At 35.3% G+C, this 13,873-nt stretch carries 13 protein-coding genes; 4 read left to right on the top strand and 9 right to left on the bottom strand.

Features of this window, described 5'->3' with window-relative positions:
* Window positions 1-65 precede the first annotated feature (65 nt).
* The 5 genes from BUC21_RS02640 to BUC21_RS02620 form a co-directional block, all read right to left on the bottom strand.
* Window positions 66-248: a type II toxin-antitoxin system HicB family antitoxin gene (locus BUC21_RS02640; RefSeq protein ID WP_073398972.1), complete on the bottom strand. Its 183-nt coding sequence runs from the start codon at window positions 246-248 to the stop codon at window positions 66-68.
* 2 nt (window positions 249-250) lie between these two features.
* Window positions 251-1,369, bottom strand: a complete 1,119-nt coding sequence (locus BUC21_RS02635; RefSeq protein WP_073398971.1) for a glycosyltransferase family protein — start codon at window positions 1,367-1,369, stop codon at window positions 251-253.
* Window positions 1,366-2,166 carry a UDP-2,3-diacylglucosamine diphosphatase gene (locus BUC21_RS02630; RefSeq protein ID WP_073398970.1) on the bottom strand — a complete coding sequence of 267 codons (801 nt, stop codon included), beginning with the start codon at window positions 2,164-2,166 and terminating at the stop codon, window positions 1,366-1,368. Before BUC21_RS02630 ends, BUC21_RS02635 begins: the two co-directional genes overlap by 4 nt.
* Before the next feature lie 185 nt (window positions 2,167-2,351).
* Window positions 2,352-3,110 (bottom strand): UDP-2,3-diacylglucosamine diphosphatase, encoded by a 759-nt coding sequence (locus tag BUC21_RS02625; RefSeq protein WP_073398969.1) that lies wholly within the window; start codon window positions 3,108-3,110, stop codon window positions 2,352-2,354.
* A gap of 90 nt (window positions 3,111-3,200) precedes the next feature.
* Complete coding sequence (locus BUC21_RS02620) at window positions 3,201-4,124, bottom strand: magnesium transporter CorA family protein (protein ID WP_073398968.1); 924 nt, start codon at window positions 4,122-4,124, stop codon at window positions 3,201-3,203.
* Between the two features lie 364 nt (window positions 4,125-4,488).
* Here BUC21_RS02620 and BUC21_RS02615 point away from each other — a divergent pair, with 364 nt between their 5' ends.
* The 4 genes from BUC21_RS02615 (at window position 4,489) to trxA (BUC21_RS02600) (ending at window position 7,948) form a co-directional block, all read left to right on the top strand.
* Complete coding sequence (locus BUC21_RS02615) at window positions 4,489-5,754, top strand: magnesium transporter MgtE N-terminal domain-containing protein (protein ID WP_073398967.1); 1,266 nt, start codon at window positions 4,489-4,491, stop codon at window positions 5,752-5,754.
* 19 nt (window positions 5,755-5,773) lie between these two features.
* Entirely contained in the window at window positions 5,774-7,018 is a 1,245-nt protein-coding gene (locus BUC21_RS02610) for an Nramp family divalent metal transporter (RefSeq protein ID WP_073398966.1), read from the top strand.
* Window positions 7,019-7,177: 159 nt separating this feature from the next.
* On the top strand, window positions 7,178-7,474 hold the full coding sequence (gene trxA / locus BUC21_RS02605) for a thioredoxin (protein ID WP_073398965.1): 297 nt from the start codon (window positions 7,178-7,180) through the stop codon (window positions 7,472-7,474).
* A 6-nt stretch (window positions 7,475-7,480) separates the two neighbouring features.
* Window positions 7,481-7,948 (top strand): thioredoxin, encoded by a 468-nt coding sequence (gene trxA, locus BUC21_RS02600; RefSeq protein ID WP_073398964.1) that lies wholly within the window; start codon window positions 7,481-7,483, stop codon window positions 7,946-7,948.
* 27 nt (window positions 7,949-7,975) lie between these two features.
* On the opposite strand, the gene BUC21_RS02595 is transcribed toward trxA (BUC21_RS02600), so the two are convergent.
* The 4 genes from BUC21_RS02595 to BUC21_RS02580 all read right to left on the bottom strand — a co-directional run bounded on the left by BUC21_RS02595 (window position 7,976) and on the right by BUC21_RS02580 (window position 13,867).
* Window positions 7,976-8,269, bottom strand: coding sequence for a nitrous oxide-stimulated promoter family protein (locus BUC21_RS02595; protein WP_073398963.1), 294 nt, complete (start codon window positions 8,267-8,269; stop codon window positions 7,976-7,978).
* Window positions 8,270-8,518: 249 nt separating this feature from the next.
* Window positions 8,519-9,067, bottom strand: coding sequence for an NADH peroxidase (locus BUC21_RS02590; RefSeq protein ID WP_073398962.1), 549 nt, complete (start codon window positions 9,065-9,067; stop codon window positions 8,519-8,521).
* 20 nt (window positions 9,068-9,087) lie between these two features.
* The gene (locus BUC21_RS02585; RefSeq protein ID WP_073398961.1) at window positions 9,088-9,507 is read right to left on the bottom strand and encodes a Fur family transcriptional regulator; all 420 of its coding nucleotides are present in this window, start codon (window positions 9,505-9,507) and stop codon (window positions 9,088-9,090) included.
* A gap of 106 nt (window positions 9,508-9,613) precedes the next feature.
* Complete coding sequence (locus BUC21_RS02580) at window positions 9,614-13,867, bottom strand: two-component regulator propeller domain-containing protein (protein ID WP_073398960.1); 4,254 nt, start codon at window positions 13,865-13,867, stop codon at window positions 9,614-9,616.
* Between the last annotated feature and the right edge of the window lie 6 nt (window positions 13,868-13,873).

Raw genomic sequence — 13,873 nt, 5'->3', positions numbered from 1 at the left:
TTTTGATTAAATTTATAAATCCTATTTGGTTGTAAGAATTATATTTATGATACACAATTGTAAAGTTATACATAATCTTCCACCAGATACATATCACTAACATATTCGTTTATACCTTCCTGAAGATATTCCAATGCTTCATCTGGAGTATCTCCATAAGCACAACATTGCATATTGCAGGTAAGATAAGCGTAATACCCACCATCAGTGGTATGCTCAAGAACATAATCTTCTTTTTTAAGTTTCATAGCTAAAAATAATTAGATAGTGCCGGAATAGCAAAAATTGTATGTTTATCTTTTTTCTCTTCAAGTTCCTCAAGTAGTACTCTTTCACAACTATTCACCCAATAAACAAAAGAACGGTCGGGAGTATAATTCTTTGAGAATTCTATAAGCTCGTCAAGATCGAAAGAGTCGGAAGTAATACCGGCACCTGCGCGTACGGCATCATAAGCATTGCAATCCTGCTCTATATGTACGGGAACCATCATTACCGGTTTGCCTATGTACATTGCTTCACAAATAGATTCGAACCCTGCGGTACTTGCATATGCCTTGCAACCACTCATATATTTCAGAAAGTCGACATCGTTTAATGTATGAAAAGAAAGAGTATCTGTTACTTTCATCTCGTCAGGTGCATCGGGTTTATCCCAGAAAAAATGTAGCTGCAATTCCGGGTGGTTGGAATTAAACTCGGTAATATAATCCGCATAACCGGAGTTTACCATATACCCGTGAATATAACTTCCTTTTTGGGGTTGAAGAGAGAAAACTTCACTGCGCAACAATGGAGGTACGACTGTTACATTTTCTCTTTTATCATCGCTCAATCTGTAAAATGAGAGAGCCAATCTCTTAGAGCTTCCTATACTTGTAAGTCGTGTAAATAAACGTAACAGGAAAAGACTAAAGTTTTGTTCGGGAGGGAATTCAAAATCACGATGCAGAAAAAGATACTGATGGCCAATGCACACATAAGGAATCCGGGGACGCAGAAAGGTGTAGGTAAGTCCCGTAAGTAGTTCGTAGAAGTTTATAACCACGTCGGCGCCGGATTCTTCTATGCGTTGTTTTATATAAATCATACTTTTAATATAAGCAGGAGTCTGAAGCAAGTTATAGACTACACTTCTTCCAATATCGGCTCTTTTATTTTGTGCAGATGGCAGGAAGTTAGGACTTAAGAATCGCTTAACCGGCGCTTTAACACTTCTATTAAAGAATCCCGGAAGTGAGCGTGAAGTACTTTTTCCAACTAAAACCTCCACCACTTCATGTCCGTTTTTAAGCAACATTTCTTCTAATGTAATTGCTTGGGTAAAGTGCCCCCTACCCTCTCCTTGAACAATAAATAAGAATTTCATGAGGCTATGTATATTTCTTCTGTTATATCATTCAAATTCTCTTGTATCAGCACTCCTTCATAGTAGCGCACACTCCAGTTTCCTTTTTCATCCTCAACCAAAGCAGACAATGTTTCCACCCAGTCTCCAGAATTAAGGTAATGTATCTCTTCATAATAGGTATTTTCCGGATGATGAATGTGGCCGCAAATAATGCCATTACATCGTTTTATCCGGGCAAGATCAACCAGCTCTTTTTCAAAATCGGAAATATAAGATACTGCAGATTTTACTCTTTGCTTAATTGTTTGTGAAAGTGAGTAATAAGGCTTCCCCTGTTTCACTCTGCGAATATTATAGATTTTGTTCAACCAAAGAAGCATGGAATAACCAATATCTCCCAGCTTAGCCAGCCATTTCATCTGAGTGGTTACTGTATCGAAAACATCGCCGTGAGTAACATAATAGCGTTTGCCGTGACTTTCATAAATATAATCTTTTACTATACTAATATTATAGAGTGTCAGTGGGGCCAGATTATCTAGAAAATCATCGTGATTTCCTCTTACATAAATAACTTCCGTGCCAAAGTTCTCCATCATTTTCATGATTACTTTAAAGAACTCGGTATGCTTAGGCTTCCACTTATTCAGCCCGCCTTTTTGTAAATGCCAACCGTCAATAATGTCTCCGTTAAGAATCAGTTTATCACAATTAATTGATTTAAGGAATTTAGTTACTTCCTCTGTTTTGGAGTGAGGAGTTCCCAAGTGAATGTCTGATAGGACTACTGTGGGGTAATAGTTTCGTAATTGCATAAGATTTTATTTTTTGCTCTACAAATATCATCTTATTATATTACAGAAGAGTGAATGCAATATTACTATCCTGTTAAGTTTAAGCAGTTAAATGCTCTAAAAAAATGAACGCAGGCAACTGATTATTCAATTACCTGCGTTCAAATATAATCTTGCTATTTTCAGATTCAACTATTCTGGCTCAATTATACTCTTGAGTCTTCATAATAATGGTGTACTCTCCAGTTTCCGTGTTCGTCTTCAACCAAAGCAGACAAAGATTCCACCCAATCGCCGGAGTTCAGATAATGAATATCTTCGTAATATCTGTTTTCTGGATGATGGATATGACCACAAATAACGCCATTACATTGATTAACCCTAGCCAGAGATACTAGTTTATTTTCAAAATCAGACATAAAAGAAACAGCTTTCTTAAATTTCCGTTTAATAACCTTTGAAAAAGAATGATAAGGTTTGCCATGCTTAATTCTACGGGCATTGTATTTTTCGTTTAACCAAAGAAGAGCCGAATAACCCAGATCTCCAAGCTTTGCCAACCATTTCATACGGGAAGTTACAGTGTCGAATACGTCTCCGTGAGTAACATAATAGCGTTTACCATGACTTTCGTAAACGTAATCCTTTACTATTTTGATATTATCGAGTGTCTTCGAAATAAAATTATCCAGAAAATCATCATGGTTTCCACGGATATATATTACTTCAGTACTAAAACTATCCATCATTTTCATGACGTCTTTAAAGAACTGAATATGTTTTAGTTTCAAGTTACTGAGTCCCTCTTTACTGAAGTGCCACCCATCAATAATGTCTCCATTAAGAATCAATTTATCGCATTTTATGGATTTCAGGAATTTACTCACCTCCTCTTTCTTAGAATGAGGCGTTCCTAAATGAATGTCAGAGAGAACCACAGTGGGGTAATATGTACGTAATTGCATAAGCTTTAGTTTAGCACTGCAAAGGTAATGCAATTACGTATAATATTGAATATCAGATTACTATTGTTATAGAACTTTCTTTTTTTTTAATTACATCCAGCGTTTTTTCTTAAAGATCCAAAGGAATCCGGCACAAACAACAACTGAGAATCCTACTACAAAAGCAAAACCCCAGTTAGAGTTCTCAATACCATTTTTAATATTCATACCAAACATACTTGATATAAGTGTTGGAAACATTAAAATAATAGAGATAGATGTCAATATACGCATGATGCTATTCACATTATTACTTATAATTGAAGAGTATGCATCCATCATTCCACTAAGTATATTGCTGTATATATTGGCCGATTCGTGAGCCTGTTTCAATTCAATCTCAACATCTTCAATAAGTTCCACATCGAGCTCGTCTACCGGCAATTTGAATTTCAGTTTTGAAAGCAATATTTCATTCCCCTTAAGAGAAGTAATAAAATAGGTAAGACAGTTTTCCAGATGGAAAAGTGCCAGCAATTCCTTATTTTCAATGGAACGTTCCAACTCTCGTTTTACAACATCAATCCGTTGATTTATAATTTTAAGTGATTTTAGATACCACACTGATGAAGAAAGAAATAGTTTAAAAATAAGATCTACCGAATCTGTAAAACCAAGGTTCTTACGTTCATAATACGTCAAGAAATCCTTAAGCATCACAGTCTGATAATGACATATGGAAATACAGATGTTATCTTTAAATATTATACCTAATGGAACAGTAATAAAAGGCATTTTGGAATCATCCTGACGATGAGGGATTCGTAAGATAATAAACGTCCATTCATCTTCTGTTTCTACACGCGGACGTTCGTCAATATCGGCTATATCCGATAGGAAATATTCCGGAACGTTAAGTGTTTTTTGTAAGTAATTATAGTCCTCAGTATCGGGACAATCAATTTTAATCCAACAATTTGGCTCCCATTTTGAAATAACCTCTAATCCAAAGGCTCCCCTTAGAAAAGTTTTCATGCTTTACCCTCCATTCATTATGAACAAAGGGATTCAGTCACGAAATGCCTCTGTTCAGATTTTAGTCCTTACTATGATAATCGTCCATTTTGAAATTAAAATGATTACAGCAACAAAAATAGATAAAAATAAAGAATATCGGGCTTTAAAAAAGAAAAAATAAAAATTTAAATTCTTTGAATATTCTATTATTTAGCCTTGCTTTTTAAATTAAAAGAATTACTTTTGCGGCGCAAACCAAAAATCATTAAAAAATGGACGAAGGCCCTGCGGATATATTTAGTTTATTATTAACCTGATGTAGTTAGGTTAGCATCCGCTTGTGCATGCTTCTTAATCTATATCATAAAAAGAAAAGAAGCATATGAACTCTTTTATGACGTTCTATCTGAGCCGTGTAATCGGAAGAAAGATCTTTGATGTAAACGGACAGTATATTGGTATCGTAAAAGATCTGCTGGTTAATGCAGACAATACGAATCAGACAGAAAGACCCCTTGTTACAGGTATTAAAATAAAAAGCCCTGATAAAACCGAATTTTACTCTTTTGAGCATTTTAAAGTTCAGAAAATCAATGGTAAACTCAAGGTCAGCTGTTCTCAACTTATTCAATTGCCTCAGGAAAACATTGATAACGATCTCTATTTAGCTAGTGTGGTTCTGGACAAACAGATTGTTGATTTGAACGGAAGAAAGCTGGTTCGTGTAAACGACATACGTCTTGTTTCTGTAGCTAATGGCACTTTTGCCGTTGCGGTTGATATAGGTATCGAAGGTCTGTTAAGAAGAATCGGGATTGCCAAACCGCTTAAGATTTTCCTTTCTTACTTCAAAGTAAGCATCCCTGCTAAATTTATTTTATGGGAAGATGTTGAAGCTATCGACTTTTCAAATCTGAATATCAAGCTATCGAAGAGCCATTCCAAACTACAAACTCTTCACCCATCGGACTTAGCCGATATTATTGAGGACTTAGGCAAGAAAGCCAGTGCCGATGTATTCTTATCATTGGATGAAGAAAGGGCTGCCGACGTACTTGAAGAGATGGAAGCTGATGCACAGGTGCATATCATTGAAAGTCTTTCCATTGAAAAGGCGGCCGACGTGCTCGACAAGATGCCGGCCGATGAAGTTGCCGATATCCTTAATGCTCTAGAGGAAGAAAAAGCCGAACTTCTTCTTAACGAAATGGAGAAGAAAACTTCCGAAGAAGTGCGTGAATTGCTAGATTATCCTGAAGATTCTGTGGGTAGTCTTATGGCAACCGAAATTATTTCTTTCAGCAAGGAGAAGACGGTTAATGATGTACTCAACGAATTGAGAGAGAAAAAGCCAGAAGCTGCCACATTATATAATTTGTTTGTAACTGACGAAAAAGAAGTATTGATTGCAACCGTGTCGTTAAGAGACATAGTAGTTTCCTCGCCCGAGGCTACAATCAATGAGATTATGAAGCCTTCGCCTGTTTGTCTGCGAGATGATCAGGATATTGACGAGATTGCGAAAATTGTATCAAAGTACAATATGCTTGCAATTCCTGTTGTCGATAATGCCGATGTACTGCAAGGTATGGTTGTTATTGACGACGTAATTGAAGACTTAATTAACAAACGCAGAACAAACAAATAAGAAAAAACAGCTATTTCTCATGTTTAAAAATAAAAAGAATATGTTCAGCCAGATTGCAATGTTTCTGGCTATTCTCGGACCAGGTATTATTACAGGAAGTGTAGATAACGACGCAGGTGGTATCACCACCTATTCTGTAGCCGGTGCTGTTTACGGATATAATCTTCTCTGGACTCTTATACCGTCATTCATTGTATTGATCGTTATTCAGGAAATGAATGCCCGCATGGGTATCGTTACCGGTAAAGGATTGGCCGACCTAATCCGCGAAAACGCCGGTGTAAAGGTTACTTTCTTTATCTTTATCGGTCTTCTTGTAGCTGATATTGGTAATACAACAACTGAGTTTGCCGGTGTAGCGGGAAGTATGGAAGTATTTGGTGTAAGCAAATATATATCTGTGCCCATAGTAGGTATAATGGTATGGGTACTTGTTGTAAAAGGCACGTATCAGATTGCAGAAAGGATATTCCTAATATTCAGTCTTTCGCTATTAATGTACGTGGTTGCAGCCATCATGGGTAAACCACATTGGGGAGAAATAGGACATGCAATGGTTCATCCTGATTTGAAGGTCAATTCTCAGAGTTTGGCTATGGTAATCGGTATTATCGGTACCACAATCGCTCCGTGGATGCAGTTCTACATGCAGTCGTCTGTCATTGAAAAAGGACTGACCATGAAGAATTACAAATATTCTCTCATCGATATTGTTGTAGGATGTATTGCGACCGTAGTTGTTGCTTTCTTTATTATTGTGGCGTGTGCCTCTACCCTGCATACAAATGGAGTACAGATTAACGAAGCTAAAGACGCGGCACTAGCATTGAAACCTCTTGCCGGAGAATTGTCTTCTCAGTTATTTGCATTTGGTTTATTTGTCGCATCTATCTTCTCGGCTACTATTCTTCCACTGGCAACTGCATTCTATGTGTGCGAGGCCTTCGGTTTCGAAGCTGGTATAGATAAGAAATGGGATGAAGCCAAAGAATTTTATATACTTTATACAGGGATATTGATTTTCTCGGTTCTTATAATTCTGGTTCCTAACGCACCGCTTATAGCTATTTCGTTATGGTCTCAGGTTATCAATGGAATGCTTCTTCCGGTTGTGCTTATCTGTATGATTCTGCTTGTAAACAACAAGAAGATAATGGGTAAATACGTAAACAAGCCTCTTAATAATATTATCGGATGGGGTACAATAACCATCCTGATTGTTCTGTCTGTAGTACTTCTGGTGCTACCGTTATTCAGCAAATAAAAGAATTTCCATATCGTTGAAAATAAATGCCATTAGGCTTATAAAATATTAATAGGGAGAACAAATGAATAATTTCAGATGTTTTCCCTTAATAATTTATAAGTTCTAAGCTCTTATTTAAAAATAAACAGTTATTTTTATTTCAAATATAAAGTAACTATGGAAAAATTCAACGATGTAATAAAAAGCAATAATCCGGTTTTAGTTGATTTCTTTGCAGAATGGTGCGGACCATGCAAAACAATGAAACCGATTCTCGAGAACTTGAAAAGAGAAATTGGTGATTCTGCCAGAATCATTAAAATAGATGTGGATCAAAATGAAGATCTCGCTGCAAAATACCGCATTCAATCAATCCCGACCTTAATGTTATTCAAAAACGGCGAACCATTGTGGAGGCAATCTGGAGTTATGCAGGCTGAAGATCTAAAAGAAATAATAGAAAAATATAAATAAGATTACATGAAAAAAATACTATTAATTGCTGCTATAGCTGTTATTGCTATAGTTATTTATTCCTTTGCCGTTCCTCAAAATGAGAAGAAAGACAAACCGGAAAAAGGAGTCGTTATTCAGATGAACAATGACTTATATCTGAAAAACGTAGCCGATTACAAAGATACTAAAGAATGGAAATTCAAAGGAGATAAACCAGTAGTTATTGATTTCTATGCAGACTGGTGTGGCCCTTGCAGAATGGTAGCTCCGCTTATGAAAGAATTGGCAAAAGAATACGAAGACCAAATTGTAATTTACAAGGTAAACGTTGACAATGAAAGTGAATTAGCAAGCGCTCTTGGTATCAAAAATCTGCCTACTATATTGTTTATTCCAAAGAAAGGTGATCCTCAAGTAATTGTAGGATCTGCAGACAAGTCTACCTTTAAAAGAGCTATTGATCAGGTTCTTCTTGGAAAACCGGCTAAATAAATAGTACCCGGAAATTTATTAAAGAGTTTATTTATTCAATAAATGACGAAAAGCATCGAGAGGGTGATGAAAAAGCATTCGAGGACCGGAGAATTTCATCACTCTCTTTATTTTTTCCCGCATCACAGGCTTATAACAATGGGTTGTACATTTACCGCAAGCACTCTTTTTGTCTCCATACTTACATTTATCTAACCGCAACAAAGCATAATCAAGCAACTCTCTGCATTCATCGCAAAGTTCTTCCTGATCATGATTCGACCTGCAATAAATTCGGATCATCTTTTCTACGATCCTCTTTTCATAAACAATTTTACCCATTAAACCTCTATCTGATTAATAATTTATAAAATGCAAAAATAAAGTATCCTGCTAAGAATTACAAGGAAATAGATCTTTAGTGCAATGATTGAGCTAAGCCAAACTTAAATATCAGGATACAACAAATAAAGACTGTACAGATTATCATGAAAAAGTGTACATCTAAAAACAGGAAGGTCTACTCCCTTTATAAATAAGAAGTAGACCTTAAAACAAATCTAATATAATGCAATCTATTAGCTCTGGTTATTATTTGAAGTATCTGTTATATAAACCTTCAAAGCCTTTACCATGACGAGCTTCGTCTTTACACATTTCATGAACAGTATCGTGAATAGCATCTAAGTTTAGTTGTTTTGCACGTGTAGCAATACGTTTTTTATCTTCGCAAGCGCCTTGTTCTGCATCTTTACGTTTCTGTAAGTTTGTTTTAGTATCCCAAACAACATCACCTAGCAATTCAGCAAATTTTGAAGCATGTTCAGCTTCTTCCCATGCATATCTTTTGAAAGCTTCGGCAATTTCAGGATATCCTTCACGATCAGCCTGGCGACTCATAGCCAAGTACATACCAACTTCAGTACATTCTCCCATGAAATGATTGTTAAGGTCTTTAATCATTTCTTCGTCGCAACCTTTTGCAACACCAACAACGTGCTCGTCAGCAAAAGTTAAAGCACCTACAGTTTCTTCTACTTCTACAAACTTGCTGGCAGGAGCCTTGCATAATGGGCATTTTTCTGGAGCTGAATCACCTTCATGAACGTAACCGCAAACTGTACATCTAAATTTTTTCATTTTCGTTGTGTTTTAATGAGTTAATCAATATTTTTATCGTTTAGGCAATTCTTACAAATGCCTTTAAAATAGTAATGTATTTCTGTTATAACATGCCCATCCGAGTTCAAACCACTAACCTCTTGCTCCGATGAAGATATAGGTAAATCATAAATCTTCATACATTTTTTACACAGAAAGTGAGAATGAGGTGAAGTATCACCATCGAAACAAACATTGTTTTCATCAATTGTGAGCATTAATGCAGCTCCTTGCTCTGCCAAAAGCTTCAGCGTGTTGTATACTGTTGTTTTTGACAAAGTTGGTATTGATTTGCTTAGAGCTGAATAAACAACATCAGCACTTGGGTGCGTACGATGTTTCAACAAATAATCCATTATGGCAATTCTTTGCACTGATGGTTTAATGTTATATGTAATTAATTTATCGTATGCATTCATTCCTTTTTAGTTTTATTTCTAAAATTGTAATCATTACAATCTTATAACAATTGCAAAGGTAGAAACATTTCTGAATCTACCAAAGAATTTTGAATTATTTTTTTAATTAGCCTTGTTTTTGATAAATAGAAGGTGCCATACCAAACTGTGATTTAAAGCATTTACTAAAGTAGAAAGGATCGTTAATTCCCACTTTATAAGACACTTCTGCTACAGTCAAGTTTGTAGAGATAAGCAATTCCGCAGCTTTCTTCATACGAATAATTCGAAGATATTCATTCGGAGAATGTCCAGTGATACCTTTTACCTTTTTATAGAATACAGTTCTACCTAATTCCATTTTTGCTGCAAAATCATCAACTGAGAACTCTGCATTAGCAATTTCTTTCTCAAGAATTTCATGCAGTTTGTCAATAAATTCTTTATCTCTATCTGTAGAACAGATGGCTGGACGCTTTACTCCCGGTTCACTTGAAAACTTATCTCTAAGTTTTTCACGCTGTTCAATCAGCTTAGTGATTCGAGTTAATAGTAATTTTACGCTGAAAGGTTTAGATATGTATGCATCAGCACCACTTTGAATTCCTTCTAAATGATTTTCGGGAGTACCTAAGGCTGTAAGCAAAATAATAGGAATATGACTGGTTTGGAAATCTTCTTTCAGTTTCTTTGTTACTTCATAACCATTCATTCTCGGCATTAACACGTCACATACAATTAAATCCGCATCATATTCCTGCAACTTTTCAATTCCGGCAAGACCATCTTCGGCAGTTTCAACTTCAAAATAAACACCGATTTCTTCTTTTAAGAACTGACGCACATCGTTGTCATCCTCAATGATAAGTATTTTATAATTATTTAAAGGAGCTACTGCTTCCATTTCCTGAGATTCCTGAGCAGTGAGCTTCACATTATTCATAATATGCTCCTCTTTCAATAGCACATTATTAGGAATCAGGAAGTCTGCTTCATTATAAACTTTTTCATCTAGCGGCAGAGTTACACTAAAGACAGACCCGCCACCCACATTTTCTTCATACCATATTGTACCTTTATGTACTCCTACCAACTCGTGAACCAAATGTAGTCCGATACCAATACTATTGCCTGAGAAATTACTTTGCATAAAACGGTTGAACAGTTCCGAACGTTTCTCCTTAGGAATTCCTACACCGGTATCTTTTACCTGAATAAGAAGATTATTCGTCTCATTATCTACAGTAACAATCAAACTCACTTTTCCCTTGGAAGGTGTGTATTTAAATGCATTTGAAAGGAGATTATAGACTATCTTATCGAGTTTTTCCTTATCTATAAACATCTTACAGGAATCTACAGAAGAATTAAACTGAAAATCCATATTCTTTGATTCCGAAGTGTCGTTAAAACTCAAGAATATTTCATTTATAAATGCAATAACATCCGTATTTTCCAATGAAAGTGCCAGTTTATTATTCTGCATCTTTCTGAACTCAAGTAACTGATCTATTAATCGAACCATACGATTTGTACTTTTCTCCATAGTTTGCAATGGATGTTCAAATTCATTAGGAATACGATCCATTCGCTGAATTCTCTCCAAAGCACCTTTTATAAGAGTTAGCGGTGTACGGAATTCATGAGAGATATTGGTAAAGAATACCAGTTTATAATCTGTAAGTTGCTTTTCTACCTGAATCTTATTATGAAGCCGTGTAAAATCACGTGCTATTTTATAAGCAAAATATAAAGCTGCTCCAAAAACAATAATATAAATAAGGAAAGCCCATGTAGTACGCCAGAAAGGAGGAGCAATTTCAATCTCAAGCGTTGTTATACGTGAATCCCACACACCCGAGCCATTACATACTTTAACCTTTAATACGTATTCACCCGGAGGCAGATTTTTGTATGCAGCAAAGTTCAAAGATGTAGGAACACTCCAATCTTTATCATAATTTTCTAGCTTATATGAATATCTTGTAAGCTCTGATTCATAGAAATTAAATGAAGAAAAATCGAGCACAAAAGAGTTTTGAGAGTAGTGCAACTTTATCTTATCTGAATAAGAAATTGATTGTTTCAATGGAGAATCCTGATCTTCCGGACTAACGTTGATACCATTAATTTTAAGACTTGTAAAGACGACAGGTGAAGAAGTAAAAGATCTTTTTATCTTTCTTGAATCAAAGACTAATAAGCCATAATTTGTTCCAAAAATAAGTTTCCCATCAGCACATGTACTGGTACTATTTTCACCATAAACATTGCCTAACGCATAACTTGAGAAAAAATAATTCTCAAAAATTTTAGAATTCGGATAAAATTTAGACATTCCATATTCAGTAGCAATCCATAAGTTACCGCTTTTATCTTCGTTTATTGACTGAACAACATCATTCACCAATCCATTCTGAGTTGTATAATGGTCAAAAACAATCGATTGATAATCCTTACTTAGCTGGCAAGTACTAAATCCAGCACCCGAAGTTCCAATCCATATACGTCCATTCTTATCTTCCATAATGGAACGAATTTCATTACTCTTCAGTTTGCCATTATTATAGTTAAAGGTATAATAAGCACTTGGGTTTTTTATTAGTAAATCGGGATTAAAAACATAAACGCCAGCACTGGTTCCCATCCAAATCATTCCATTTCGGTCTTGTAAAAGTACTCTAACCTGCTTCTGACCATAGAACTGATTTAAGAAATGCTTAAAAATATACTTGCCATTCTGTGGTACAGCCAAATCAAGTCCACCTCCAAATGTAGCTATCCACATTCTGTTTTTGCTGTCTTTTAATATAGCAAAGATATTATTCTCAGAAATTGAATTAGGATTACTAGAATCATGTTTATACCACACATTATCAATACATAATCCATCTCCTCTACTTCCAATCCATATTTTGCCTGAAGCATCTTCCTTTACTGCATAGATATTTGTGTGAAAGTTATGCATAACCGACTTCATGTTTAAATGAGAATCGTAAACATAAACAGAGCCTTTTCTAGTACCTATCCATATATCTCCGTTATTCATCTTCGATATCATTCGAATGGTATTTGAGCGGTCGGATAAAGATTTATCTTCCGGATAAATACGGTTAGTACTTTCATTCAGAACTGTTATTTTAGAAAGTCCAGCAAATTCAGAACTCACCCAGATTTCACCAGATTTATCTTCCATAACGTACTGAAGAAAATCAGAACTGATATGACTAAAGCCATTAATATTAGAAGTAAAATGATCTAATTCATCCTTTGCTATATTATAAGCAAACAAGCCATTACCATAAGTTGATATCCATATTATATTTCTGGAATCCTGTACAAAATGGTATCGCTCATTATCGATATAGTTTATTTTATTTTGCGGAATCAACTGGAAGCTTTTTACTCTTTTTGTTCGAACATTAACATACCACACTTTACCTGTATGGTTATATACCCAGCAGTTACCTTTATTATCGATCAGAGTAGAACCAGAAAGAATTGTTTCACTAAATAGACTATTATTCTTATATAATTTTTTGGTGTCAAAATTAAAGACATAGATACCATTGTTGGTAAAGATTATCCATTCATTATTTAATTCTAGACAGCCGGTAGGAGTTGCAATTCCTTCAACAAGAGAAGATGAGGTAATAGATTGCAACTTATTACTAACCGGATTATACCAAAGAATCTCATTTCTGTCGGTTAGAAAATAAGTTTGTCCTTTGTAAGTTGACAACTTGAAATACGATCTACTTCGATCTACTATAGTACTACTTCCTCCGGTTACTTTTGTAAGTCCACGTTGCGTTCCAATCCATATATTTCCTCTTGAATCTTCAGAAACAAATATAACCAAATCACTTGTCAGGTTTCCATTCTTTTTCTTATAAGTAACAGACGTGAAAGCGCCATTTTCATATTTCACCTGCCTGCAACCGTTTCCGGAATGCCATAACCATACATCTCCGTTTTTAGCAATATACTTTTTTGAATAGCTTTGTTTTAATTCTCCCTTTCCTGTGAAATCAACAAAACAATCATGCTTCAAATCATAGCAACTATAAAGCTCTGCCGAGGTGTTTATCCAAAGGAAACCATTTTTATCTTCTTCCAGATCATAAATCCGATGGTCAACCAATGAGAGATTATTTCCAAACTGTGGTTTAAAGGTAAGAAATGAGTTTCCATCATAACGACATAAGCCATTAAGAGTACCCATCCAAATAAAGCCTTTACTATCCTGAAAAATATATCGGACAGAATTGTTAGCTAAGCCATTACTTGTAGTAATCTGTTTGGAGCGTATTTCTATTGACGCAAAAGAACGCAGTATAAAGAATAAAAAAAGAAGTAAAAAAAGGGATTGCTTTTTCATGTTAAA

It is taken from the genome of Bacteroides luti, from assembly GCF_900128905.1.
Classification (GTDB): domain Bacteria; phylum Bacteroidota; class Bacteroidia; order Bacteroidales; family Bacteroidaceae; genus Bacteroides; species Bacteroides luti.
Note: the sequence above shows the minus strand (reverse complement) of the source record. Positions and strands in the feature narration are given on the sequence as shown.